Below are 22,986 nucleotides of genomic sequence, written 5' to 3' on the forward strand. Positions count from 1 at the left end.
TTCAGCGGCCGGGCGGTAAATATTCGGACGGCCGTTCCGCGTAGTGTCAGAGGTAGGAGATGTCGGAGACCCTGTCGACGCAGCTGTTTCGCTGATCATGGTCCAGAACCGCTGCAGCCGGGATCAGGCGATGGCGCTCCTGAACCTGGCGGCACGTGCCACTGACACCAGGCTTCACACCATCGCCACGGACATCCTGTCCGGTGCCGAACTTCCCGGCGGTGGGGTCCGGCCAGAATGAAGAAACCCCCGCGCGAGTCGTGGGGACTCAAGCGCGGGGGCTTCTTTGCCCTCCGGTCTTGGGGGAAAGCGGAGAGCTTCCATAAACTTACAGCGGGCGTGGGGCCCACAGGGACAAAAGTGGCCCCGAAGGCACATTCTTGAGGCAACTTTGTCCGTACCGGCACTTTTGTTGCGGTGGCCTTGCGCAATTATTGCGGGTCAGGACGAGATGGCTCGTCCCCGGAATCCGGTGGCGCCGGATCATGGCGGACGGGCGCGCCCGCAGCAAAAGCGCGCACCTTCGCGTCATCCCAGATGTGCGCGGGGACACCGCCGCCCAGGAGCCTGCGGGCCAGCCGGGGATCGTCGTCGAACGGCTGGTCGCTGCCGGCCATCACCATGTTGCCGTAGCGCCGGCCCTTGAGCATCGCGGGGTCGGCGATGATCAGCGTGTGTTCGAACGTGGCGGCGATGCCGGCGGCGTCCTCGCGGGCATTTTTCAGGTCCGGGGCATCGCCGGAGTTCACCACATAGATGCCGCCGGGTGCCAGCACGCGCCTGGCATGCTCATTGAACTCCGCGGTGGTCAGCGGCCGGGGCGTCAGTGCGCCGGCAAACACATCGCGGATGATCAGGTCGCGGGTCTGCGGGGTCAGGGACTCGGTGACCTCGCGCGCTTCCCCCACGCGCAGCCGCAGCAGCGGCGCCTTGGGCAGGTCGAACCAGCCGCGGACGTACTCGGCGAGCTTGCCGTCCAGTTCCACCACCACCTGGCGCGCCTCCGGGTAGGCGGTGTGGAAATATCGGGCCAGCGAGCATGCTCCGCCGCCAAGGTGCAGGGCGCGCAACTTGGGCCTGGTCTCCCGCGGCCACCGCGATTCCACCAGCGCGGACATCCACCGCATGTACTCGAAGTCGAGGAAGAGCGGGTCCGCCAGGTCGATGTGCGAGCTCATCACGCCGTTGATGCGCAGGAGCCAGCCGTTCGAATTGTCCTGGTCCGCGATCAGCTCGCAGTCCCCGGTGTCGATGTAGTAAACGCCCTCAACCGGCCCGTCAGGGCGGGTTCCCTTCGGCACTTCCACCACTCCCGGCGTCGAACGTTCAGCGTTCCTGCCGGCCGCCCGGCCCTTACGCGCCACTTAGCCAGCCACCGTATTGCTCATGCCTCAACCCTAGTTGACCGGCGCCTCGCCGACCGCTGCGCCTTCACCGTTCCGGATCCGTTGCACGACGGCCGTGGTGGACAGGTCCGGTACGTAGTCCAGGATGGTCACAGTGCCGCCGAAGCGTTCCACCGCTTCCGTTTCGGCCAGCATTTCAGGGGTGTAGTCGCCGCCCTTCGCGTAGATCTCCGGCCGGATCTTTTCGATCAGCGGGATGGGCGTGGGGGTTTCGAACACCGTCACGTAGTCCACACAGCTGAGCGCCGCGATCACGGCGGCGCGGTCAGCCACCGGGTTGATGGGCCGGTCCGGCCCTTTCAGCCGGCGCACCGACGCATCACTGTTCAACGCCACCACCAGGACGTCCCCGAGTTGCTTGGCCTGGTTGAGGTACCGGGTGTGGCCGCGGTGCAGTACATCAAAACAGCCGTTGGTGAGCACAATCCGGCGCCCCTCGGCGCGGTCCCCCTGGATGTGTCGGGCGAGTTCGTCGGCGCTGAGGGCGGTATCGGCGAAACTTGCCAGGTGCCGGGTAAGGTCCGCGGAGCTGCAGACGGAGGTTCCCGGGTGGTGGACCACGACGTCGGCCGCGGCCTGGGCAAAGTCCACGCTGGTGCTGAGCGGCAGCGCGGCGGCGCGGGCGAGCGTCAATGCCGCCACGAACGTATCCCCGGCGCCGGAGGCCTGCTTCTCCGTGGCAGGCCTGGCCCAGGTCCGGTGCGTATCGCCTGCCGCGGGCAGCAGCAACGTTCCGTCACGGTCCAGGGTGACCACCACGGCGCGTGCTCCGGTGGCGTCGATGAGGTCGTCCCGGCGGGCCGCCATGACGGCCGGCCGGTCGCTCCCGGAGGTGAACCGGATGCCCAGGAGCCTGGCCGCTTCCTCCGCGTTCGGCGTGGCCAGATCCGGCCGGAGCGCCGCCCAGGGACGGGGGTCGTGGGCGTCCACCACGGCAAGCTGCGTGCCGGCCCTCCCCCCGAGCGCGTCAAGGAGGGCGCTCCGGACCGGACCTTGCAGGGCCCCCGCGCCGTAGTCGCATACCACCACGGCGTCCTGGCCCCGGACAGCTGCCGGCAAGGTCAAGGCGAGCGCCGCGAGCGCGTCCGGCGGGACCTTGCAGGCCACGTCGTCGAACCTCAGCAAAACCTGGCCCGCGCTGCTGATGCGGGTTTTGGAGGTGGTGACCATGCCGGTGTGCTCATGCAGGTGGCTGGTGTTCACTCCCGCTGCGCGGAGCTGCCGCCGCAGCTCCATCCCGGCGTCGTCGCAGCCGATCAGGCCTGCGACCCGGACCTTTGCCCCCAATGCGGCCAGGTTCATGGCGGTGTTGGCCGCCCCGCCCGGGGCGAACATGCGCCGGCTGATGTCAACCACCGGGGCGGGAGCCTCGCGACACAGGCGGTCGATGGATCCGCTCCACCAGCCGTCCAGCATGACATCCCCAATGACCGTGACAGAAGGGGCGACGGCGGCAAGTCGGGCGGGCAGCCAGTCTGCCAGCCCGCGCTGATCAGACAGCCCGCGCTGGTCAGCCAGTCCGCGCTCTTCATCCCCGCCGCTCACCACGCCTCCCGCCGCTCCACAGCGTCCGCCTCCACAACCTCAGCCGCCGCAGCGGCCACCGCGGCACTGGCCGGTGGCGGGGCCGCCAGGTGCACCACCTTGACCCGGGTGAATTCATCCAGCAGCTCGGGCCCGTAGCCGAAGCCGTGCCCGCTCTCCCCGCGCGGCTGTGCAGCCCCGCCGGGGGCGCCGCCGAACACCTCGTTGATCTTGACCGTTCCCACCGGCAGTGCGGCGATGGCCTGTTGTGCGTGAGCGATCCGGCCCGTCAGCACGGTTGCGGCCAGGCCGTAGCGGCCGCCCGCCGCCAGCCTGAGCCCTTCATCGAAACTGTCCACCACCTGCACCGGGGCCACCGGGCCAAAGGTCTCCTCCGCCATGATGTCCATGTCTGCCGTGCAATCGAGCAGGACTGTGGCCGGATAAAACGCCCCCGGTCCGCCGGGGATCGATCCACCCTCGACGGCCCGCGCCCCGGATTCCAGGGCCTCGGCAACCTGCCGGTGGACCGCCTCGCGCATGCGGACATCCACCAGCGGTGCCAGGTGTCCGTCAAGGTTGCGGCGCCGCGCCTGGCTTTCCAGCGCCGCACAGAACGGCCCGGCGATGGCCCGGTGCACATAAATGCGCTCCACGGCGGTGCAGATCTGGCCGCTGTTGCTGAACGCTCCCAGAGCCGCCTGCTCCGCCGCCCACACGGGGTCGACGTCGTCGTCCACCACCAGCGGATCGTTGCCGCCGTTCTCACGGATGACGTGCGCCCCCGTCAGGTTGGAGGCCCGGGCAATCCGGGCCCCTGCCGCGCTGGAGCCGACGTGTGCCACGACATCCACCCCGGTCTGTTCGGTCAGCAGGGCGCCAATGCCGGAACCGCCGGTCAGCGAGATCAGTACACCGGGCGGGAAAGTAGCGGCGAGGACTTCCCCGAGCATTGCGCCAAGGTGCGGGCACCGTTCGCTGGGCTTGTGGACCACCGTGTTTCCGGTAACCAGGGCCGCGCCGATGAGGCCGCAGGCCACGGCCACGGGGTCGTTCCACGGCGTCAGCACCACCGCCACCCCGCGGGGCTCGGCAATGGTGTAGTCAGACGCCAGCGGGTTGCCCCTCAGGCTGTGCCCCCGGTGTACCGGGCCGAGTTCGGCATACTGCTCCAGGGTGGAAACTCCGGCGGCGATCCCGGCAAGGGCCTCGTCCACGGCCCGCCCGGTCTCACGGTTGTTCATCCGGGCAAGCTCCGGCGCCGCTTCGGCCAGGGCACGGGCGGCCGCGCGGAGGCCAGCCCCCCGCTCCGCCGGCGGCGTTGCGGCCCACCCTTGGAGGGCTGCACGGGCGGCATTGACCGCCTTCCGGACGTGGAGGGGCACAGCTTCCGCCAGGGCGCCCACGTCCTCCCCTGTTCGGGGGTCGCGGATGACTATCATTTCCCGCGCGTGGTTGTGGATGCGCTGGACGATCGCGGACATGGGACTCCTTCCGAAAGACGGCCGCGCCAGAGTTCCAGGCGACTGCCCGGTGATCAGGTGTGGGGACGCGCTGAGGCCTCCTATGACCAGTTCCGTACCCCGGTTCACTCCCGGTTACACCCGCCATGGCCTTCGGATTTTCACGGTGTGTGCATCCGGCACCGGGCGTAGCCACGAACCGCGATCCGAACTAGGGTGGCGGCACGGTAGGGGGACGGATACACCGGCAGGGAGGTGCGGAATGGGACCGGACGGTGGAGCGGACAGGCGTCCGGCCGCGCATCCGCCCGAGTTCGGCGGCGTGGAAGTGGTGGGCACGGGAGTGGGCCCGGTCCTGGAAAAATTCCGGGACGTGGCCCGGATCGCCGTGCTCCGCGGTGGAGGCCTGGGTGACCTGCTGTTTGCCCTTCCCGCTGTTGCCGCGTTGAAGGCCGCCTACCCGGGGTCCACTGTCACGGTGCTCGGGACGCCGATCCATGCTGCATTGATCGAGGGCACGGCAGGCCCGGTGGACAGAGTCTTCGTGCTGCCATTCGCCGAAGGAGTCCGTCCCGGCCCGGAGGACCGGGACGCGACAGACAACTTCTTCGGCGCGATGAAGCGGGAGAGGTTCGACCTGGCGCTCCAGCTTCACGGCGGAGGACGGTACTCGAATCCGTTCCTCCGCCGGTTGGGCGCCCGCCACACGGTGGGAACACGGGCTCCGGACGCAGTTCCTTTAGAACGCACACTGCCGTATGCGTATTACCAGCACGAACCGCTACGGGCCCTGGAAGTGGCAGGGCTCGCCGGGGCGGCCCCGGTTGGGCTGGAAGCACAGCTGCGCCCCCTGGGCCAGTTCCGTGCCGGCGCCGAGGCGCTGCTGGGGGACGGCTGGCTACAGGGGGACGGGACCGGGGCGGCCGGATCCGCTGGCGCCCCGGCCGGCGTCGTGGTGGTCCATCCGGGGGCAACGGATCCGCGCCGGCGCTGGCCGGCCGCCCGTTTCGCCGAGGTGGCAGCGGCGTGCGCGGCAGATGGCTGCACGGTGCTCGTGGTGGGCGACGCCAGCGAACGCCACCTTGCAGCGGACGTGGTGCAGGCCTCGGGCTCGGACAACGTCAGGTCCATCGCCGGCGAAGCCGACCTCGGGACCTTGGCCGCGCTGCTGGCGCGGTGTGACGTCATGGTGGCCAACGACAGCGGTCCGCGGCACCTGGCCCAGGCCCTGGGAACGCCCACAGTGGGGATTTACTGGGCAGGGAACGCCCTCAACGCCGGGCCCCTGGGCCGCAGCCTGCACCGCCTGCACCTATCCTGGCTCACGCACTGCCCGGAGTGCGGAGCGGACATCACCCAGGTGGGCTGGACCGCCCCGCGATGCGGCCATGACAGCTCGCTGGTGTCCGGGGTCCGCCCGGAGGATGTTTACGCGGACGTTCGGCTGCTCAGGGCCATGAACCCTCGTCCTCGTGGCAGATCAGCATCTCCCTGATCTCACAGCCCCGGGGCTGGGACAGGGCGAAGAGGATTGCCTGGGCCACGTTGCCGGGGTCGTTCAGCCTGGAGTCGTCCTGCGGCTTGTACTGCTCCGCCCGGTCGTCGAAGAACCGGGTCTTCATGCCGCCCGGGATCATGGTGGTTACGCCGATTTCCCCTCCGGTTTCCGCGGCAAGAGCATGGCTGAAGCCCACCACACCGAACTTTGAGGCGCAGTATGCTGTCGCCTCGGGCAGGGCTCGTTTGCCCAAGGTTGATGCCACGGTGACCACCCTTCCCCGGGATGCCTTGAGGTACGGCAGTGCCGCGCGCACCACGGCCACAGTGCCGAACAGGTTCACGAAGACCACCTTCTCCCAGTCCTCGGCCGGAACGTCCTCCAGCTTGCCGCAGCGGTCGATGCCGGCGGCCGTCACCACGGCGTCCAGGCCTCCCAGCGTTTCGGCGGCTTCCTGCACCGCCGCGGTGACGGCCCGCCGGTCCGCGACGTCCACTTCGATGGCTTTTGCCGCCGAGACGTTCCGGATGTCCCGGTCCAGTACCACGGGCGTGCCGCCCGCCTGCAGCACTGCGTGGACGACGGCGGCGCCGAGGCCGGAGGCTCCCCCGGTCACCAGCACCCGCCCGGGACGAAGCGCTTCACGGGAGGTCGTGCGGGAGGTTTCGCGGAAGGTCTCTTGAGTCATGGTGTTCCTCTCATCCGGGGATTCGGTTGGCGGTCAGCTCACGCGGGACAGTGCGTCCGCGAGTCCGGTGGTGGAGCGCGACGGGTGGTATGGAACCGTGGTGCAGCGTCCGCCCCAGCTCTCCACCAGGGCCGTTTCAGGCAGTTCGGTGACGTCGTAGTCGCCGCCCTTCACCCAGAGGTCCGGCCGCAGGGTAGCCAGGCAGGCCTCCGGTGTGTCCTCGTCGAACACCAGCACGGCATCCACGAACTCGAGTGCCAGCAGCAGTTCGGCCCTGTCCTCCTGGTTGAGGATGGGCCGGTCCGGGCCCTTCACCCGCCGTACGGATGCGTCCGAGTTCAGGCAGACGATCAGGCAGTCGCCGAGGCTCCGGGCTGCGGCCAGGGCCCGGGTGTGGCCCGCGTGCACGAGGTCGAAGCAGCCTCCCGTGGCCACGACGATCCCGCCCGCCTCATGCACGTTGCGGGCCAGGTCCAGCGCGTCGGTATTGCGCCCGTGCACCCTGACCGGTTTCGGCTCCCCCGCCAGCGCGGCAACGCCGCCGTGACGCAGGAAGGAGGCCGCCTCCCGGACTGCCAGCACGGCTGCCACGTCCAGGGTATGGCCTTCGAGGAGGTGCACGGCCAGGCTGGCGGCCAGCCGGTCTCCGGCCCCGCAGGGATCCGTCACCGTGGTTTTCGGCGCCGGTATGGGCAGGGCCGGCTGACCGGCGTCGTACACGAGCAACGCGCCCTGGCCGCCCATGGTGACCATCACCGCTTTGCTCCGCCAGCGAAGCCTGAGCGTCTCGGCCACCACCCCAACGTCATCGCTTCCGGCCGCGTTTCCAGCCTCGTTTCCGGCATCGCTGCCAGCCGCGTTTCCGGCAGGCCCGACGCCTGCACCGGCCAGGCTCCGGGCTTCGGCCAGGTTGGGAGTCACCACCGCGACGCCGGGAACCGGTTCGGCCCCCGTCCGGTGGGGGTCCCAGACGATCGGGACGCGTTCGGCCAGGCCGGCCAGTACCGTCCTGAGCTCCTGGTTTGCGGTAAGGCCCCTACCGTAATCGGCCACAACGATCACCGCCGCCCGCTCCAGCGCGTGCAGCATTGCCGGGGTGACAGGAGGTACGGGCGGGCGGGCGCACGCTTCATCGAACCGGACCACCGGGTGGCCCTCCGCACGTACGCGGGTCTTGACGGGCGTCGGAGCCCCGGAGGACCCGGCAACAACAGTGATGCCTTCCAGCGCGCGCTCGAGGTGCAAGGCCGCGTCGTCATCGGCGAGTACGGTTACGAGCGTGACGTTGTGCCCGTCCCCGGCGAGCATCCTCGCCACGAGCCCGGCGCCGCCGGCCCGCCGCTGCACAGTGGACACGTCCACCACGGGCACCGGGGCATCCGGGCAGAGCCGGGTGGCCTCGCCGTCGATGTCGACGTCCAGCAGCACATCTCCCACTACAACGATCCTCACGGCCTGCTCCCTGGAAACGGTCCGCCTTGGCCCCGGCGGCCCACCTCCGCGTCGAAGGCCCGGCACACGGCGTGGAGCGCAATGAGGTGGCCCTCCTGGGCGTTGGCGGAAAGGGCTTGGATGGTCACGGCCTCGTCGCAGCAGGAGGCGAGGGGATTTGGCGCGGGCCCGGTGAGCGCCCACGTGGTGATGTTGAGCCGGGCTGCCGTCTCGACGGCGCGGAGCAGGTTGGGGCTCTTTCCGCTCGTGGACAGCAGCATCAGCACGTCCCCGGAGCGCCCATGGGCGCGGACCTGCCGGGCAAAGAGCTCCTCGAACCCGTAGTCGTTGGCTATCGCAGTCACGGCGGAGGTCTCGGCGTGCAGGGAGATGGCCGAGAACGGCACCCGTTCGCCGTCGAACCGGCCCACCAGTTCGGCCGTCAGGTGCTGGGCTTCGGCGGCGGAACCGCCGTTGCCGGCGGCGAGCAGCCGCTGCCCCCGCAGGAGCCGGCGTGCCAGCTCCTCACCCCAGGCGGCGAGGTGATGCGCCTGGCTGCGCAGCGACTCCAGCGCTGGAATCACGTTGTCCAGGTGCCGCTGGACAACGTGGACCGAATCCGGGCTCGTGGATCCTTCCGCAGCACCTGCGGGGCCCCTGTCTGCGGTTTGTCCCCGGTCTGCGGTTTGTCCCGGCGGTCGGGGCATGAGCGGCGGCAATACGGGTGGGAGCTCCTGCTCGCGGAGCGGCCATTCGGTAGTCACAGCGCTGCTCCTTCCGCTGGCTGCATCCGACCGGACGTGGCACGGTCCGCCAGCGCATGCCGGTAGGCCTTCTCCGTTTCGGCGGCCACCCGGTCCCACGAGTAGCGCGAGGACGCCCTACGCTGGCCTGCCCGTCCGAGTTCGGAACGGAGCTCCGGACTGGCGAGGAGTTCGGCCAGGGCCCCGGCGATGGCGGCCGGATCCAGGGGCGGCACATGCAGGCCGGTTGCCCGGTCCACCACCGTGTCCGTGAGTCCTCCGACGGCGGCGGCAACCACCGGGACGCCGCAGGCCATTGCTTCCAGCGGCACTATGCCGAACGGCTCGTACCAGGGCGTACACACCACGGCGTCCGCACTCCGCAGGATGCCGGGCATGTCCTCCCGCGGCACCTGCCCCCGGAGAGTCACCTGGTGCTCCACCCCGAGTCCCCTGGCCAGCTCCGTGAGCCGGCGGGCCTCGGGATCGGCTTCCAGGGCGGCGACACCGCCCCCGCCGCCCACAATCAGGAGTTCGACGTCGTCGAACCCCGCCTCGCGGAGCAGCGGCAGAGCCCTGATCACGAGGTCCACGCCCTTCCGCGGAACCAGCCGGCCCACGGAGAGGATCCGGTGGGCCCGCGGCCGCGCCTCCGCGGCGCCCGTACCCCCGAAGAGCTCCAGGTCCACCCCGCACGGGGCGATGGAAATTTTGGCCGTGTCGATTCCCATCGCCTTGAGCTCGAACACCTCGTCCGAACAGGTCGCAATGATGCGGTCAGCAGCGCGGCCCACGGAGGGCTCCAGCCAGCGCCGCTGCGGCGGGCTGGTGTCGTCGCTGCCCTGGTGCCGGCGCTTGACGGTGCCCAGCGCATGGAAGGTCTGCACCACGGGCACGGCTACCCCGCCGCTTCGGCGGGCCGCATCCAGCGCGGCAAGGCCGGACATCCAAAAATGGGCGTGCACGATGTCCGGAGGCCTGGCACCCCAGTCCTCTGCGATGCCCTGGGCGAGCCGGTCCATGTAGGGCAGCAGCTCGTCCTTGGGGACGTGGCGTGCCGGGCCCGCCTCAACGTGCACCACGTCCAGCAGGGGCTGGATGGCCACCCGTGGACGAAGTGCGGCGTCATCCTTCCGGGTATAGACGGTGACGTGGTGTCCCCTTCGGGCCAGGGCTATTGACAGGGCGGCGACGTGCACGTTCTGTCCGCCCGCATCCACGCCGCCCAACGCCGCCAGCGGGCTGGCATGTTCCGAAACCATGGATATTCTCACTGGAGCTTCCTTTCGTGCGCGGGGATAAGCACCCGGGATTTCCTGAACTGCCGCGAGGCGATCTCGTCGAGAAGGGTGTCCCAGGCGCCGAGGAATGGGCCCAGGCTGTAGCGTTCCAGGGCCGCCTGACGGGCCGCACGCCCCCGTTCCCTGGCCTCGTCCGGCTCCTGGATCAGGAGCCCGGCCTGGCGAACCAGTTCCCCGACGTCCGTCGAGATCGCACCGGCCTCCGGCGGCACCGCGCGGGCGGCCTCGGTAGTGGCAAGCGCCACCACCGGCATACCAAGGTGCATGGCCTCGAGCAGCGCCAATCCCAGGGAAGTCCACCGGAGGGGGTGGACATACACGCGGCAGCGGGCCAGTTCCCGATGCAGCGCGTCCGTGGCCAGGTCGCCGCGGACGGTCAGGTGCGACGCCGGCAACCCGGTGTACCGGGGCAGGTCGTCTCCGCCCATGCCAAACACCTGCAGCGGCGCGGCGGCGGCGAACCGCGCGAGCAAGTCCGTCCCGGTAACCCTCCCCCGCCGGACGGGCTCGTTGACCACGACGGCCAGCTCCGGAAGTTCGCCGGTATAGAGATGCCCCGGGTCCGGCACGCCGTGCTCAATCACCACTGTGGGGGTTGAGCCCGTGTCCCAGAACAGCGCGTTGAAGTGCGTTACGTGGACCACGGGTATGGCGTGCTGGTCCGCGAGCGGATGCAGAGTGAAGGGAACGTCGCCTTTGGGCGTGTTGTGTTCGAGGTAGACCGCCGGGAGCTCCGTCCCCGGCTGCCGCCCGAGCGCCCGGGCCACCTCCGCGAGCTCCTCCGGCCGCTGCAGCACGACGGCGTCGATGCTGTCCGCAGCGAGCCGGCTGAGGTCAACCTCGCGCACGGACTCCGGCCAGTTCCTGCCCGCGCGGCCCAGCCCCCAGGGTCCGCCGTCGGGAAGTACCGGCAGGAGATATTCATGCGGTCCGCGGACGAATGAATCCGTCCAGGAACCGTGGACATGCCACAGCAGGATCCTCATTGGTGCCGCACCTCCCGCCGCGTGGACAGCGAGGACACTCCGCTGAGGAGCCGTTCCACCGCGTCCACCACCTGCTCGGGGGAAACCGAAGCGAGGCATGGATGCCCCGGCACCGGACACTCGCGCGCCCTGCTCAGTTTGCATGGCGCGCTCTGATCGCCCAGCAGCTCAAGCTGCACGCCATATGGTGCCCACCTGCTTGCCGGAACCACCGGGGAAAACAGGCAGGCGACGGGGGTTCCGACGGCGGCGGCCAGGTGGGCGGGACCGGTGTTTCCCGTCACTAGGGCGCCTGCCCCGGCAATGACACCCGCCAGGGTCCGCAGGTCCGTACGTCCGCCAAGGTCCAGCCCTGACGGGCCGGCCACCGTTGCCGTCAGCGAGGTTTCTCCGGGACCACCCGTTACCACCACACGGTGTCCGGCTCCTTCGAGGAGTTCCACGGCCGCGGCATGGTGCAGGGGCGGCCACGCCCGGGACGGCGCCGAGGATCCCGGGTGCACCACGATGTATGCCCCTTCCCCCACGAGGTCGCGGGGATCGGGGTAGTCCCGGATCCGGAGCCTGCCGTCGTCGCCGGGCGGGAGGGTAAATCCGGCGGTCCGGGCGATCCCCAGGGCGCGCTCCGCCTCCGGCCGGTCTTCGGAAAAATCCTCGCCGGGCCGGAGCCGGACATCCAGCAATGAGCCGGCATAGTCAACGGACGCCCCCGTGATGCGCCGCACTCCGGCCAGCCGAAGCAGCAGCGCCAGCGGCAGTGGGGACTGGTGAAAGGATGTCAGGATCACCGCCTCGGTGATCCTGGAATTGCGGATGAAGGTGACCAGCCGGTCCACGGTCTCCGTGGTGGCCGGCGGGGCGGGGTTGATGATCCACGGGCAGGCCCAGCTGTAGACGTCCGACACGCCCGGCAGCAGGGATCCGGCCGCGTCTCCCTGCGGTCCGCACAGGAGCACGACGTCGTTCGGCGCACCGCCGTCGGCCCGCCGCCCGTTAGCTATGGCCCGCACGGCTGGTCCGGCGAGCAGGACGTCCCCCACGCTGTCCAGCCTGGCCGCGAGCACCCTTGTCATTGACGGCCCCCCATCGGTGCCGGGCCCAGGAGGAGCGACACCGCGCCGGACAGGTCCGCGGCCACCTCCCGGGCAGCTGCCACTTCTTCGGGCCGGGTGAGCGCCGTGGGTATGAGTATCCCCCGCACGCCGGCGGCTGCGGCGGCTTCCATGTCGCTGCCGATATCACCGATGTAGGCGGCGTCGGCTGCCGCAATTCCGAGCCGCCTGCAGGCGCTGAGGATCATCCCGGGCGCAGGCTTACGGCAACCGCAGCCATCCTCGGTGCCGTGGGGGCAGATTTCCCAGATGTCAAAGGGGCCAATGAGGTGGTCGATGCGGTCATTGACCCGGTCCACCTGGCTGCGTGACAGCAAGCCGCGGGCCACTCCCGACTGGTTGCTGACCACACCGGTGGCGATGCCCCGTCCGCGCAGCTCCGCAAGGACCTGTCGCGCGTCGGGCACCGGCGCCACCAGTCCGGGATCGCCGTTGTAGGGCACATCCTGGACCAGGGTGCCGTCCCGGTCGAACAGCACCGCCTTGGGGATCGGAGAGCTGGAACTGCGCATACTCACTCTGTTCCCCGCGGACGGGCCGCTCAAACAGGTTGCTCGCCGTTTACCGGATTAGACTCCGGAACCAGAAGGTCCACGCGGGCCGGAACGAGGAAGGTTGCACTAATGGGCTCCACCGGACCGTCCAATGACCAGCCAACGCTGTTGGTCCTGCGGGCCCTCAAACTCGGCGACCTTCTGGTCGCAGTCCCGGCCCTCCATGCGCTGCGCAGGGCCTTCCCCGGCCATCGGCTGGTCTATGCGGGGCCGGCGTGGCTGGCGGACGTCCTTGAGCTGGTGGGAGGCTTCGAGCTGCTCCCGGCGAACGGGCTGGAGATGCCGCTCGCCGTTGCGCCCGGCACCGTGGACATTGCGGTGAACATGCACGGCCGCGGGCCCGAAAGCACGTCGCTGCTGGAAGCCCTCGGAGCGCGGCGGTTGATTACGCATGGGGCAGCCGGCGGCGGGCCGCCGTGGGTGGAGCAGATGCACGAACGGGAACGGTGGACGCGTCTCCTGCGCTGGCACGGCATTGACGCCGATCCCCTCGACGTGCGGCTGAGCCGGCCCGTGGCCAGCCCGCCGGTGGCGTCCAGCACCCCGGCGGCGGCCGTGGTGCACGTCGGCGCGGCTTTCGGCAGCCGGCTGTGGCCGGAAGCGCGATTCGCGGCAGTCGCTGCGGCGCTGAACGGCGCCGGTCACAAAGTGGTGTTGACGGGAAGCGCCGACGAACGCGAACGGGCCCTCCGCGTGGCCCGCCGGGCGGGCCTCCCGGACACCGCCGTCGTGGCGGGCTCCCAGCCCCTCTCGGAATTCGCTGCCCTGGTCTCCGAAGCCGGCGTGGTGGTTTCGGCGGACACCGGGGCGGCGCATCTTGCCGCCGCCTACGCACGGCCGTCTGTTGTGCTTTTTGGTCCCGCGACGCCCGAGCAGTGGGGGCCGCCCCCCGGCCCCCACATAGTCCTGACCCGGCCGGAGCTGCGCCGCGGGGACGTCTTCGCTGCCGAGCCTGATCCGGCATTGCTGGGTGTCAGCGTTCAGGATGCGCTGGCGGCCCTCCGCGAGCTTGGAGTGCTCTGATCGTTGCCGTCCTGCAGCAGGCCCTGGAGCCGCACCAGGACACGTGAGAGACGCCGTGAAACCTGCATCTGCGAGACGCCGAACCTGCGGCCAAGCTCCGCCTGGCTTTCCTCGCAGAAATATCGCCGGTACAGCAGCTCCTGCTCCTCCGTGCTGAGTTCCCGGATTGCCTGGTTGAGGCAGATCAGTTCCTCCAGCCTGTCCAGCGGATCGTCATCCTTGGATACGAGGGTTTCGGCAAGTGGCGTGCTGTCATGGCGGGCCTCAACGGCATCGAGGGAAGCGGGATGCATGCTGGCGGCGGCCGCCATCGCTTCCCGGACCGCGTCCGGGGAAACATCCAGTTGCACGGCCAGCTCAGCGGCTGTCGGCGGATGGCCCAATGCCTGTGCGAGCACCGGTTCGGACCGCAGGAGTTCCGAACGCAGATCCTGCAGATGGCGGGGCGGCCTGACCATCCAGCACCGGTCCCGCAGGTATCTCTTGAGTTCACCCGTGATGGTGGGCGCGGCGTAGGCGGCGAAGCTCGTTCCGCGGCCCGCGTCGAAGCCCCTCGCCGCCTTGACCAGGCCAAGGTAGGCAACCTGGTTCAGGTCCGCCCTATCCCGCCCGCGGGCCTGGAAGCGCGCCGCCAGCGCCTCGGCCAGATCCAGGTATTCAAGTACTAATCGGTTGTCAAAAGTTTGCCGGATCCGGCCCTGATGCCTGTGCCGTTGTTCCGGTTGCAGTGTCTGAGGCGATTGCTGGGGTTCCGCCATTGTGGCTCGTTCCTTTGACCTTGGAGCGACCGAATAAGCCTGTGGCAAGACTTAGGAAAGTAGGAAACCATAAGCTTGCTTATTAATCAATGGCCGGTAGCGTTAACGCCAAGGAGGACGCGTCGGCCGGCCCCGGTCAAACCTGACCGAACAGCCGGCCGGGCTCCCAGCCTTTCGGAAGGGTGATCCGGCATGCGGGTGGCAATCGTTGGCGCGAGCGGAAATGTGGGCACAGCCGTGTTGCGGCGCCTCCAGCAACAGCGCACGGAGCAGCCGGACGCGCTTGAACTCGTGGGAATCAGCAGGCGCCTGCCGGACCAGTCGGCAGCGCCTTATGGCGGCGTCGAATGGCACGCAGTGGACATTACCGACGACGGCGGGCGGCTGCGCGCCGCGCTCGCGGGAGTGGATGCCGTGGTGCACCTCGCGTGGATTCTCCAGCCGAACCACGACATGGCGGCACTTCACCGCACCAATGTCACGGGAACCGCGAATGTCCTCCGGGTCGCAAGGGAGGCGGGCGTGGGTCACGTCGTGTGCGCCTCCTCGGTGGGCGCCTACAGCAGCTCAGCCAAGGAACCCCGGAGGACCGAGGACTGGCCGGCCACCGGCATCCGGGAATCGCATTACAGCAGGCACAAGGCTGAGCAGGAAGCCCTCCTGGACCGGTTCGAGGCCGAAAACCCGGCCACCGCAGTCGCGCGGCTGCGCACAGCGCTGATATTCCAGGGTGAGGCCGGGAGCGAGATCGGCAGGTATTTCCTGGGGCCGCTGATCCCCAGGCTGCTGCCGGGCAAAATCAGGCTCCCCCTCCTGCCGTTCCCAGCGGAACTCGCCTTTCAGGCCGTGCATGCGGACGACGCCGCCGACGCGTACTGGAGGGTCCTGGACCGCCGTGCCGCCGGCGCGTTCAACGTCGCCGCCGAACCGGTGATCACTCCGCCGGAACTGGCCAGGCTGTTCCACGCGCGGCGCTGGCTTCCGATTCCCCTGGGCCTCCTCCGCGCGGCTGTGGATCTGAGCTGGAGGCTCCGCCTGCAGCCAACGGACGCGGGCTGGATTGCCATGGCTGAAGGCGCTCCGATCATGGCTACCGGACGCGCCCGCGAAGTGCTCGGCTGGGAGCCGCGCACTTCATCGCTGGACGCTGTGCGCGAAGTGCTCGAAGGGCTGGGAACCGGGCGCGGCACAGCAGGTTCCCCTGCCCTGAATCCACGAAAACGACAGCGCCGGTAACACCTCACCTGCAAACAACCTGGCCCCGAAAACTAATACACCAAGGGTACTTACTATTTTTAGTAACCATGCTTACTATTTTAACGCCAGTAATTGCTGGTTCTTGATCAGCAGCCGACCTTTTTGAAAGAGAGCGCGAAGATGACGGAGAACCAATGGCCGCAGGACGGGAGCTACGGCACCCCTGGGGTCGCACAGCAAACGTCCGTCCCGGCAGCGCCGGACACAAATGCGCCGGAAACAAATGCCGGCTACCCGGCCCCTCAAGGCACAACACCTCAAGGCACAACGTCGAAGTCGGAGACCGCCAAGCAGGAGGCCGGAGATGTTGCCCACCAGGCGACAGACTCCGCCCAGCACGTGGCGGAAACCGCCAAGGCCGAGGCCGCCAATGTGGCAGGCGAGGTTAAAGCCAATGCCAAGGACCTGCTTTACCAGGCCAAGACGGACCTCACCGACCAGGCCGGGGCGCAGCAGCAGAAAGTAGCCCATGGCCTTCATTCCATTTCCGGCGAACTGCGCACCATGGCCGACGCGTCCGAGCAGCCCGGCGTGGCTACCGACCTGATCCGTCAGGCAGCCGACCGGTCCGCCTCCGTGGCGTCGTGGCTGGAAGGCAGGGACCCTGGCTCGCTGCTCAACGAGGTGAAGACCTTCGCACGGCAGCGCCCGGGCACGTTCCTGCTGCTGGCCGCCGGCGCGGGAATCCTGGCTGGCCGGCTGACCCGCAGCCTCAGCGAGGGTGCCCCGGGCTCCGCTGGCGGTGTTGCGGGCGGACATGCCGCACGTGCGCCGATATCCAGTGTGCCCGGTACCGGCGCCCCCGGTTCCTATGTTCCCGATACGGGCATGGCGGTTCCGCCGCCGCCGGTACAGATGCCGGCTCCGAACGTCACCACGGCAGGCATGGCCGGCGCGGGAGTGGGTGCCGGAACTTATGCCGGTACAGGAGCGTACACGGATGCGGCGGGCACCAACTACGCCGCCGACGACGACTATCAGGCGGACACCTATCCGCCCAACCCGCTGGCGGACGAAGGAACGCCGCAGGACCAGTGGGCGGACGATCCCCTCGCCGTCGATCGTGTCGCGGAGTCCCCGCTGTCTGAAGACCGCGCGGAAGACGACCCGTACCGTGACGATCCCCTCCGTGGCGGTCAGCGATGAGTAGCCAGTTTCCGGAACCATCTGCCTCGGAGTCGCATGCGAAGGCGGAGACGACGTCCCTCGGTGACCTGCTCGGCGACGTGACCCGGGACATCTCCACGCTGATGCGCCAGGAGGTGGAACTCGCCAAAGCAGAGCTGAAGCAGTCGGCCACCCGTGCGGGGAAGGGCGGCGGGATGCTGGCCGGCGCCGGTGTGGCCGGCCACTTCGTGCTCCTGTTCCTGTCCCTGGCGCTCTGGTGGGCGCTGGGAACGGTGATGGGGCTGGGCTGGTCCGCCGTCGTCCTCGCCGTGATCTGGGGCGTCATCGCCGCAGTCCTGGCCGCCGTCGGCCGGAAGCAGCTCAACGCGATCAAGGGCATGCCCCAGACCGCGGAGACGCTCCAGGAAATACCGCCCACCCTCAAACCCAGCCACTAGAGCAAGGTACAGACGATGACTGAAAACCCGGACGCCATCCGCGCCGACATCGAAGCAACCCGTGCACGGCTCGGCACCAACGTCGACGCCGTGGCGGACAAGGTCACCCCGTCGCACATAGTCCAGCGGCAGACGGACAAAGTTAAGGACGCCGTGTTCGGCGTGAAGGAGAAAGTCATGGGAGCAGCTGAGCACACCACCGACCGGGTCCATTCAGCGGCCCACTCAGGCACCGGCAGCGCCGGCGCGCACCTTTCCGATGCCGGCGCGGCGATCGGCGACGCGCCGCACCAGGTCAAGGCCAAGACCCAGGGCAACCCGCTGGCCGCCGGGCTGATAGCGTTCGGCGCCGGCATGTTGTTGTCGTCCCTGATCCCCGCCAGTGAGAAGGAACGTGAAGCCGCCGAGGCGCTCAAAGTAAAAGCCGAGCCGCTCACTACTGAACTGACCGAAGCCGCCAAGGACATCGCCGAAGGCCTGAAGGCACCCGCGCAGGACGCCATGGAAAACGTCAAGGCCACTGCCGCGGAAGCCACTGACCACGTCAAGGCCGAAGGCCAGACCGCCGTCGACGACGTGAAGTACCGCGCCGCGGACGCCAAGGACAACGTCCAGCAGGCGTAACTACGCCGATACGTGTCAGGCCTGCCCCGCCGTTCCGCGGGGCGGGCCTGACCGGCAGATGTGAGGAAATTTCCCATGGCTAAGAACCCCGCCAACGCAGCCAGCGCCAACGCCGACGCTGAAACCGATGAAAGCAGCACGGCAAAGGCACGGACGGCACCGGCCCCGGACGATTCCCGCAAACCGGACAGCCCCACCGACGTTTCCAAGCCCTCCTGGAAGTACATCGCCAAGAAGACTTTCCGGGAATTCACCAAGGACCAGTGCGGAGACCTTGCCGCCGCCCTGACCTACTATGGCGTGCTGTCCTTGTTCCCGGCGCTCCTGGCCCTCGTTTCGCTGCTCGGCATCTTTGGCCAGGCCGAGAAGACCACGGAGGCGATGCTGGAGATCGTCCAGGGCATTGCCCCCGGTGCCGCGCTGGACGTCATCAAGCAGCCCATCCAGGAGCTGGCCAGCTCATCCACCGCCGGCTTCACCCTGATTCTCGGTATCCTGACGGCACTCTGGTCCGCCTCCGGCTACGTCGGAGCCTTCGGCCGGGCGATGAACCGCATTTACGAAGTGGACGAGGGCCGCCCCTTCATCAAGCTGCGGGGCGCCATGCTGGCAGTCACCCTCACCGCCGTGATCATTGTGGCGCTGACGGCGGCCATGCTGGTGCTCAGCGGCCCCGTCGCCGAGGCAGTCGGAAATGCGATCGGCGTGGGCGGGGTCTTCCTGACGGCCTGGAACATCCTCAAATGGCCGGTGGTGGTGCTGCTGGTCATCGCCGTCATCGCCGTCCTCTACTACGCCACACCCAACGTAAAGCAGCCCAAATTCCGCTGGATGAGCCTTGGCTCCTTTATCGCCCTGATGATTTTCGTGCTCGCTTCCCTGGGCTTCGGTTTCTACGTGGCCAATTTCGGCAGCTACAACAAGACCTACGGCGCGATCGGCGGCGTTATTGTGATGCTGCTGTGGCTCTGGATCCTGAACATGTCCCTGCTTTTCGGTGCCGAGTTCGACGCCGAGATGGAGCGTGGCCGCCAACTCCAGGCCGGCATCGAGGCCGAGGAGACCATCCAGTTGCCGCCGCGCGACACCAAGCAGAGCGACAAATTGCAGGTCCGGGAGGAAGAGGACATCCGGCGGGGCCGCGACCTGCGCGAACGCCACGACCGCGAGCGCCGGGAGCAGGAAGACCGGGAGCAGGATCACCGAAAACCGGACCGCCGGGGCTAAAGCCGGGACCAAAGCCCCTAGCGCAAACTGCCGGCCCGTTCTCTACTGAGTGGACATTGCCCCGGCACCGCCTAGGAGGGGAGGTTCCATGCCGGCTACAGCAGGAAATCCGGACGGACCTATCGTGGTGGGCTACGACGGGTCCGAGCCGTCCGAGCTTGCAGTCCGCTGGGCCGCCGGGTACGCCGCCGCCACGAATCGGAAGCTGAAAGTCATCCATGCGTGGGTGTGGCCTGTCTTCACCAAGAATCTGGGCCCGGTCAAAGGGATTTCGGGCAGTGGCCTGCGCCATGCTGCCGAGGCCACCCTGGCGGAAGGCCTGGACCTCGCCCGGTCGGTTTCGGCCGAGCTCGGCGCCGTACTGGATATCGACGGCGTCATCGAGCCGGGCCTTCCCAGCCAGGTTCTCCGGCCGGCCGCAGAAGGAGCGAGCGTCCTCGCCATCGGGCACCGTGGCATGGGCCGGCTGCTGGGCCAGCTCGTCGGTTCGGCCTGCCTCGACCTGGCCGTCCACGCGCCTTGCCCCCTGATGGTGGTCCGCTACCCGGGCCGTCCCGGCCAGCCGATAGCTGCCGGAATCGACGAAAAACCCCGGAACCAGGCTGTGGTGGCGGACGCGGCCCGCATGGCAGCGGTGTTGAACGTACCGCTGCAGCTGATCCATGTGGCCGGGGAGCACGGCCACGCAGCGCACGGGCGGCACGCACCGCTGCACGGCAAGGAGTTGCTGGACCTGGCGGTGGAACAAGCCCGGGGACTCGCTCCCGACGTGCCGGTGGAGGGCATCCTGTTGGAGAAGCACCCGGTCTCAAAGGAACTCCTGGCCGCTGCCGCCCAGGCTGACGTCCTGGTGCTGGGAGCGCATCACCGGGAGGGCCACCCGGGAAGCACGGTGTCCTCGGCGTTGGAGCGGGCACTTTGCAATGTGCTGATCACTCGGTGATGCGCGTTCAGGGATAACGGTTTGCTTCCCGGCCCCCGGAGAGGCAGGGAGACAGAACAGGAAGTGTGCAGTGCGTGCGTGGTGGGTGGGCAGACCGGGTCCCGTGGCCGGGCATCCGCTGGTGTTCGGTGAACGCCCCGATCCCAGCCCCGGGCCAGGCGAGGTCTTGCTTTCCGTGCACGTGTGCGGAGTGTGCCGCACGGACCTTCACCTGGCCGAAGGCGACCTCCCGCCCCGCCTGCCAGGGATTATTCCCGGCCATGAAGTAGTGGGGGAAGTGGTGGCGCTCGGCGACGGCGCCGCGAGGTTCCGGATCGGGGAACGCGTGGGGGTGGCCTGGCTGGGCGGCACCTGCGGCCGCTGCCGCTTCTGCCAACGCTCGGAGGAGAACCTCTGCCTGTCACCCATTTTCACAGGGTGGGACCGGGACGGCGGCTACGCGGACCGGGTGACGGTCAATGAGGACTACGCCTACCGGATACCGGAAGCTTTTTCGGACGAGCAGGCCGCGCCGCTGCTCTGCGCGGGCATCATCGGCTACCGGGCGTTGAACCGGGCCGAGGTTCCGGACGGCGGCCGCCTCGGCATCTACGGCTTCGGCGGCTCGGCGCACCTGGCCGCCCAGGTGGCCATCCACCGCGGAGCCAGCGTGTACGTCATGACCCGCTCGAAGGAAGCCCGCCGCCTGGCCCTGGAGCTCGGGGCAGTTTTCGCCGGAGACACCGACGACGAACCACCCGTGCCGCTCGACTCGGCCATCCTGTTCGCGCCAGCAGGCTGGCTGGTGCCGCAGGCGCTGCGCGCCCTGGACCGCGGGGGCACGTTGGCCGTCGCAGGAATCCACCTGAGCGACATTCCGCCGCTGCACTACGGGTCCGAGCTGTTCCAGGAACGCCAACTGCGCAGCGTCACCGCAAATACCAGGACCGACGGCGAAGAGTTCCTCCGCGTCGCGGCGGAAATTCCGCTGCGCCCCACCACCGTGCCCTACCGGATGGAGGCGGCAGGGCAGGCCCTCCAGGACCTCGCGGAGGACCGCATCACCGGAGCTGCAGTTTTGCACGTTTCCTGAGGCCTGCAGGTGTCACGCGGACAGCGGCCGGCTATCCCGCCAGCAGGCTGTCCAGGGTGATGAAGCCGTAGCCGGCCTGGCGCATCCGGTCGATCATTTGCGGGAGGGCGTCCGCGTCCAGGGTTGAGCCGTCATCCGGATTGGACCCGATGTGCATCAGGACGATTTCCCCGGGTTGCAGGGCGGAGAGCGCCCGGTCAGCCACCTGCTGAGCTGTGACTCCCCCGCCGGTACCTTTCCAGCCGAGCGTGTCCACGGATCAGCGCACCGGAACATAGCCCAGATTGTTGACGGCGGCGACGGTGCGGGCGTCGCGGGCACCGAACGGGAACCGGAAAAGCGGCCGGGGATCCGCCCCTGCGGCCTGGATTGCCTGCTCTGCCCCGAGGAGCTGATCCCCGATCGCGGAATCGGACAGGCCGGTGAAGCTCGGGTGAGTCTGGGAGTGGTTGCCCACCCGATGGCCGCCCGCCACGATGGCGGCCACCCCGGTGGGGTTTGCAGTGGCCCATGAACCCGTCAGGAAGAACGTCCCGCGGATCCCGGCGCCGGCCAGTGTGTCCAGGATGGCGGGAAGGCCCGCTGAGTTGCCGCCGGCGTCGAACGTCAGCGCAACCGACGGGCCGGCACCGGGAACCACTTCCACGTCAGTGCCGACCAGGCCGGCCGGGAACGTAGCCGGCGGCGGAGTGGGCCCCGGTGCCACGGGAGGCGGCGACGGTGCTTCTCCGGGATTTTCCGAGGCTTCCGGCGGCTGGCTTTCCGACGGCGGCGGCGACGGCGACGACGGCGACGTCGGCTCTCCGGACAGTGTGGCGGAGGGCGAGGCGGCGGAGGGCGAGGTGGCGGAGGGCGAGGTGCCGGACGGAGTCGGCCCGGTTAGCGGGGCGCCCCCTTGCGGAGCACCAGCCAGGAACACGGCGAGGACCACCGCGGCGACGGCGGCGGTCACCGCGAGTACCACCGCTGCGAGCCTGCGGCGCTTGCGCTGAACAACGGACGGCCGTGGTGCCATGATCAACCATGACAGCAGTGGCCCGGATAGAGCTAGTGCGCTAGGCGGGCGGCCGGAGCCCGGCTGCGGCGGGACGTTCCCTTCCGAGTGCCCGGAGGTAGGCGGCGAACCCCTGCGGTGCGCGGGCATGCGTGCGCCCGGACGTCAGAACCCGGATCGTGTCCGTTGCCACCACGGCGAAGGCGCGCCGGCGCAGCCTTTCCACCAGCGCCCGGTCCTCGTGCACGTGCAGCCTGGGAAATCCGCCGGCGGCGAGGTAGCAGGACGCCCGGACGCCAAAGTTGGCGCCGTAGATGTGCGGGTGGTCCTCCAGGAACGGGTGCCGCTCCAGCCAGCGGCGAAGGATCACCGGGTCCATGCCGGCAGGATCCGGTTGCACGGAACCCAGGACGGCGTCTGCCCCGGCATCGGCCAGTTCCACCTGGCGCAGGAGCCAGTTCTCCGGCACCGCGGAGTCGGCGTCGGTATTGGCCAGCCAAGTACGCCTTGCCTCGGGATCAGCGGGGGCCAGCGCGGCCCTGACCCCGGCCACGCGGCTCGACCCGGTGCTGCGCAGCCGGACGTCAACGGCCGCGAAGCGCGCGTCGGAAAGGACGTACGCTGCAGTGATTTCCGCGGAACGGTCCGTGCAGCTGTCCAGCACCACAGTGACGGTGACCCGCACGCCGGGATGCTCCCGCTGCAACGCGTCGGCGGCGGCCCGCAGCGAGGACAGGGCCCGGCCGATGTGCTGGTCCTCGTTGTGGGCCGGCATCACCACCGCCACCCGGCTGATGCCCTGCCCGGCAGGTGGCTG

24 protein-coding genes are annotated in these 22,986 nt (G+C 69.1%); 10 read left to right on the forward strand and 14 right to left on the reverse strand.

Annotated features, from left to right (window positions below; genetic code table 11):
- Nucleotides 1-43: 43 nt before the first annotated feature.
- Nucleotides 44-241, forward strand: coding sequence for an ANTAR domain-containing protein (locus AB0N24_RS10305; RefSeq protein WP_364123436.1), 198 nt, complete (start codon nucleotides 44-46; stop codon nucleotides 239-241).
- 190 nt (nucleotides 242-431) lie between these two features.
- Here AB0N24_RS10305 and AB0N24_RS10310 read toward each other — a convergent pair whose 3' ends face one another.
- From AB0N24_RS10310 to AB0N24_RS10320, 3 genes are read right to left on the reverse strand one after another with little or no spacing between them, the layout of a single operon-like run.
- The gene (locus AB0N24_RS10310) at nucleotides 432-1,364 is read right to left on the reverse strand and encodes a fused MFS/spermidine synthase (RefSeq protein ID WP_364123438.1); all 933 of its coding nucleotides are present in this window, start codon (nucleotides 1,362-1,364) and stop codon (nucleotides 432-434) included.
- 33 nt (nucleotides 1,365-1,397) lie between these two features.
- Complete coding sequence (gene rfaE2 / locus AB0N24_RS10315; protein ID WP_364123440.1) at nucleotides 1,398-2,951, reverse strand: D-glycero-beta-D-manno-heptose 1-phosphate adenylyltransferase; 1,554 nt, start codon at nucleotides 2,949-2,951, stop codon at nucleotides 1,398-1,400.
- Nucleotides 2,948-4,414, reverse strand: a complete 1,467-nt coding sequence (locus AB0N24_RS10320) for an aldehyde dehydrogenase family protein (protein ID WP_364123442.1) — start codon at nucleotides 4,412-4,414, stop codon at nucleotides 2,948-2,950. Before AB0N24_RS10320 ends, rfaE2 begins: the two co-directional genes overlap by 4 nt.
- A gap of 241 nt (nucleotides 4,415-4,655) precedes the next feature.
- Between AB0N24_RS10320 and AB0N24_RS10325 the strand changes: the two genes are divergently transcribed.
- A complete protein-coding gene (locus AB0N24_RS10325) occupies nucleotides 4,656-5,888 on the forward strand; it encodes a glycosyltransferase family 9 protein (RefSeq protein WP_364123444.1) in 1,233 nt (410 codons plus the stop codon).
- Here AB0N24_RS10325 and AB0N24_RS10330 read toward each other — a convergent pair.
- From AB0N24_RS10330 to AB0N24_RS10360, 7 genes are read right to left on the reverse strand one after another with little or no spacing between them, the layout of a single operon-like run.
- Complete coding sequence (locus AB0N24_RS10330; protein ID WP_364123446.1) at nucleotides 5,842-6,579, reverse strand: SDR family oxidoreductase; 738 nt, start codon at nucleotides 6,577-6,579, stop codon at nucleotides 5,842-5,844. The genes AB0N24_RS10325 and AB0N24_RS10330 overlap by 47 nt on opposite strands.
- A gap of 33 nt (nucleotides 6,580-6,612) precedes the next feature.
- Nucleotides 6,613-8,031 (reverse strand): PfkB family carbohydrate kinase, encoded by a 1,419-nt coding sequence (locus AB0N24_RS10335; protein WP_364123448.1) that lies wholly within the window; start codon nucleotides 8,029-8,031, stop codon nucleotides 6,613-6,615.
- Entirely contained in the window at nucleotides 8,028-8,774 is a 747-nt protein-coding gene (locus AB0N24_RS10340) for an SIS domain-containing protein (protein WP_364123450.1), read from the reverse strand. The genes AB0N24_RS10335 and AB0N24_RS10340 overlap by 4 nt, the downstream gene beginning before the upstream one ends.
- Nucleotides 8,771-10,027 carry a glycosyltransferase gene (locus AB0N24_RS10345; RefSeq protein ID WP_364123452.1) on the reverse strand — a complete coding sequence of 419 codons (1,257 nt, stop codon included), beginning with the start codon at nucleotides 10,025-10,027 and terminating at the stop codon, nucleotides 8,771-8,773. Before AB0N24_RS10345 ends, AB0N24_RS10340 begins: the two co-directional genes overlap by 4 nt.
- Entirely contained in the window at nucleotides 10,024-11,040 is a 1,017-nt protein-coding gene (locus AB0N24_RS10350) for a glycosyltransferase (RefSeq protein WP_364123454.1), read from the reverse strand. The genes AB0N24_RS10345 and AB0N24_RS10350 overlap by 4 nt, the downstream gene beginning before the upstream one ends.
- The gene (locus tag AB0N24_RS10355; protein ID WP_364123456.1) at nucleotides 11,037-12,113 is read right to left on the reverse strand and encodes a glycosyltransferase family 9 protein; all 1,077 of its coding nucleotides are present in this window, start codon (nucleotides 12,111-12,113) and stop codon (nucleotides 11,037-11,039) included. Before AB0N24_RS10355 ends, AB0N24_RS10350 begins: the two co-directional genes overlap by 4 nt.
- Nucleotides 12,110-12,664, reverse strand: a complete 555-nt coding sequence (locus AB0N24_RS10360; protein WP_364123458.1) for an HAD-IIIA family hydrolase — start codon at nucleotides 12,662-12,664, stop codon at nucleotides 12,110-12,112. Before AB0N24_RS10360 ends, AB0N24_RS10355 begins: the two co-directional genes overlap by 4 nt.
- A 111-nt stretch (nucleotides 12,665-12,775) precedes the next feature.
- Between AB0N24_RS10360 and AB0N24_RS10365 the strand changes: the two genes are divergently transcribed.
- Entirely contained in the window at nucleotides 12,776-13,729 is a 954-nt protein-coding gene (locus AB0N24_RS10365) for a glycosyltransferase family 9 protein (RefSeq protein WP_364123460.1), read from the forward strand.
- Here the strand turns inward: AB0N24_RS10365 and AB0N24_RS10370 are convergent.
- Entirely contained in the window at nucleotides 13,687-14,487 is an 801-nt protein-coding gene (locus AB0N24_RS10370; protein WP_364123462.1) for a sigma-70 family RNA polymerase sigma factor, read from the reverse strand. The genes AB0N24_RS10365 and AB0N24_RS10370 overlap by 43 nt on opposite strands.
- 192 nt (nucleotides 14,488-14,679) lie before the next feature.
- Between AB0N24_RS10370 and AB0N24_RS10375 the strand changes: the two genes are divergently transcribed.
- The 7 genes from AB0N24_RS10375 (at nucleotide 14,680) to AB0N24_RS10405 (ending at nucleotide 21,175) form a co-directional block, all read left to right on the forward strand.
- The gene (locus tag AB0N24_RS10375; protein WP_364123464.1) at nucleotides 14,680-15,723 is read left to right on the forward strand and encodes an NAD-dependent epimerase/dehydratase family protein; all 1,044 of its coding nucleotides are present in this window, start codon (nucleotides 14,680-14,682) and stop codon (nucleotides 15,721-15,723) included.
- A 141-nt stretch (nucleotides 15,724-15,864) separates the two neighbouring features.
- Entirely contained in the window at nucleotides 15,865-16,890 is a 1,026-nt protein-coding gene (locus tag AB0N24_RS10380; protein ID WP_364123466.1) for a hypothetical protein, read from the forward strand.
- Nucleotides 16,887-17,309 carry a phage holin family protein gene (locus tag AB0N24_RS10385; protein ID WP_364123468.1) on the forward strand — a complete coding sequence of 141 codons (423 nt, stop codon included), beginning with the start codon at nucleotides 16,887-16,889 and terminating at the stop codon, nucleotides 17,307-17,309. Before AB0N24_RS10380 ends, AB0N24_RS10385 begins: the two co-directional genes overlap by 4 nt.
- A 15-nt stretch (nucleotides 17,310-17,324) precedes the next feature.
- Complete coding sequence (locus AB0N24_RS10390; protein ID WP_364123470.1) at nucleotides 17,325-17,933, forward strand: DUF3618 domain-containing protein; 609 nt, start codon at nucleotides 17,325-17,327, stop codon at nucleotides 17,931-17,933.
- Between the two features lie 75 nt (nucleotides 17,934-18,008).
- Nucleotides 18,009-19,160: a YihY/virulence factor BrkB family protein gene (locus tag AB0N24_RS10395; protein ID WP_364123472.1), complete on the forward strand. Its 1,152-nt coding sequence runs from the start codon at nucleotides 18,009-18,011 to the stop codon at nucleotides 19,158-19,160.
- An 88-nt stretch (nucleotides 19,161-19,248) separates the two neighbouring features.
- Nucleotides 19,249-20,103: a universal stress protein gene (locus AB0N24_RS10400; RefSeq protein ID WP_364123474.1), complete on the forward strand. Its 855-nt coding sequence runs from the start codon at nucleotides 19,249-19,251 to the stop codon at nucleotides 20,101-20,103.
- Between the two features lie 85 nt (nucleotides 20,104-20,188).
- Nucleotides 20,189-21,175 (forward strand): zinc-dependent alcohol dehydrogenase family protein, encoded by a 987-nt coding sequence (locus tag AB0N24_RS10405; protein ID WP_364123655.1) that lies wholly within the window; start codon nucleotides 20,189-20,191, stop codon nucleotides 21,173-21,175.
- Nucleotides 21,176-21,206: 31 nt separating this feature from the next.
- Here the strand turns inward: AB0N24_RS10405 and AB0N24_RS10410 are convergent, their stop codons facing one another.
- From AB0N24_RS10410 to AB0N24_RS10420, 3 genes are read right to left on the reverse strand one after another with little or no spacing between them, the layout of a single operon-like run.
- Complete coding sequence (locus AB0N24_RS10410; protein WP_364123476.1) at nucleotides 21,207-21,431, reverse strand: hypothetical protein; 225 nt, start codon at nucleotides 21,429-21,431, stop codon at nucleotides 21,207-21,209.
- 3 nt (nucleotides 21,432-21,434) lie between these two features.
- Nucleotides 21,435-22,190 carry a polysaccharide deacetylase family protein gene (locus AB0N24_RS10415; RefSeq protein WP_364123478.1) on the reverse strand — a complete coding sequence of 252 codons (756 nt, stop codon included), beginning with the start codon at nucleotides 22,188-22,190 and terminating at the stop codon, nucleotides 21,435-21,437.
- 40 nt (nucleotides 22,191-22,230) lie between these two features.
- Nucleotides 22,231-22,944, reverse strand: coding sequence for a glycosyltransferase (locus AB0N24_RS10420; protein ID WP_364123657.1), 714 nt, complete (start codon nucleotides 22,942-22,944; stop codon nucleotides 22,231-22,233).
- Nucleotides 22,945-22,986: the final 42 nt, after the last annotated feature.

It is taken from the genome of Arthrobacter sp. NPDC093128 (assembly GCF_040683875.1).
Lineage (GTDB): Bacteria > Actinomycetota > Actinomycetes > Actinomycetales > Micrococcaceae > Arthrobacter.

Coding starts and splice junctions, on each gene's coding strand:
- AB0N24_RS10320 (WP_364123442.1), bottom strand. CDS start 4,414: ATGTCCGCGATCGTCCAGCGCATCCACAACCACGCGCGGGAAATGATA.
- AB0N24_RS10325 (WP_364123444.1), top strand. CDS start 4,656: ATGGGACCGGACGGTGGAGCGGACAGGCGTCCGGCCGCGCATCCGCCC.
- AB0N24_RS10330 (WP_364123446.1), bottom strand. CDS start 6,579: ATGACTCAAGAGACCTTCCGCGAAACCTCCCGCACGACCTCCCGTGAA.
- AB0N24_RS10350 (WP_364123454.1), bottom strand. CDS start 11,040: ATGAGGATCCTGCTGTGGCATGTCCACGGTTCCTGGACGGATTCATTC.
- AB0N24_RS10355 (WP_364123456.1), bottom strand. CDS start 12,113: ATGACAAGGGTGCTCGCGGCCAGGCTGGACAGCGTGGGGGACGTCCTG.
- AB0N24_RS10360 (WP_364123458.1), bottom strand. CDS start 12,664: ATGCGCAGTTCCAGCTCTCCGATCCCCAAGGCGGTGCTGTTCGACCGG.
- AB0N24_RS10365 (WP_364123460.1), top strand. CDS start 12,776: ATGGGCTCCACCGGACCGTCCAATGACCAGCCAACGCTGTTGGTCCTG.
- AB0N24_RS10370 (WP_364123462.1), bottom strand. CDS start 14,487: ATGGCGGAACCCCAGCAATCGCCTCAGACACTGCAACCGGAACAACGG.
- AB0N24_RS10375 (WP_364123464.1), top strand. CDS start 14,680: ATGCGGGTGGCAATCGTTGGCGCGAGCGGAAATGTGGGCACAGCCGTG.
- AB0N24_RS10380 (WP_364123466.1), top strand. CDS start 15,865: ATGACGGAGAACCAATGGCCGCAGGACGGGAGCTACGGCACCCCTGGG.
- AB0N24_RS10385 (WP_364123468.1), top strand. CDS start 16,887: ATGAGTAGCCAGTTTCCGGAACCATCTGCCTCGGAGTCGCATGCGAAG.
- AB0N24_RS10390 (WP_364123470.1), top strand. CDS start 17,325: ATGACTGAAAACCCGGACGCCATCCGCGCCGACATCGAAGCAACCCGT.
- AB0N24_RS10395 (WP_364123472.1), top strand. CDS start 18,009: ATGGCTAAGAACCCCGCCAACGCAGCCAGCGCCAACGCCGACGCTGAA.
- AB0N24_RS10400 (WP_364123474.1), top strand. CDS start 19,249: ATGCCGGCTACAGCAGGAAATCCGGACGGACCTATCGTGGTGGGCTAC.
- AB0N24_RS10415 (WP_364123478.1), bottom strand. CDS start 22,190: ATGGCACCACGGCCGTCCGTTGTTCAGCGCAAGCGCCGCAGGCTCGCA.
- AB0N24_RS10420 (WP_364123657.1), bottom strand. CDS start 22,944: ATGCCGGCCCACAACGAGGACCAGCACATCGGCCGGGCCCTGTCCTCG.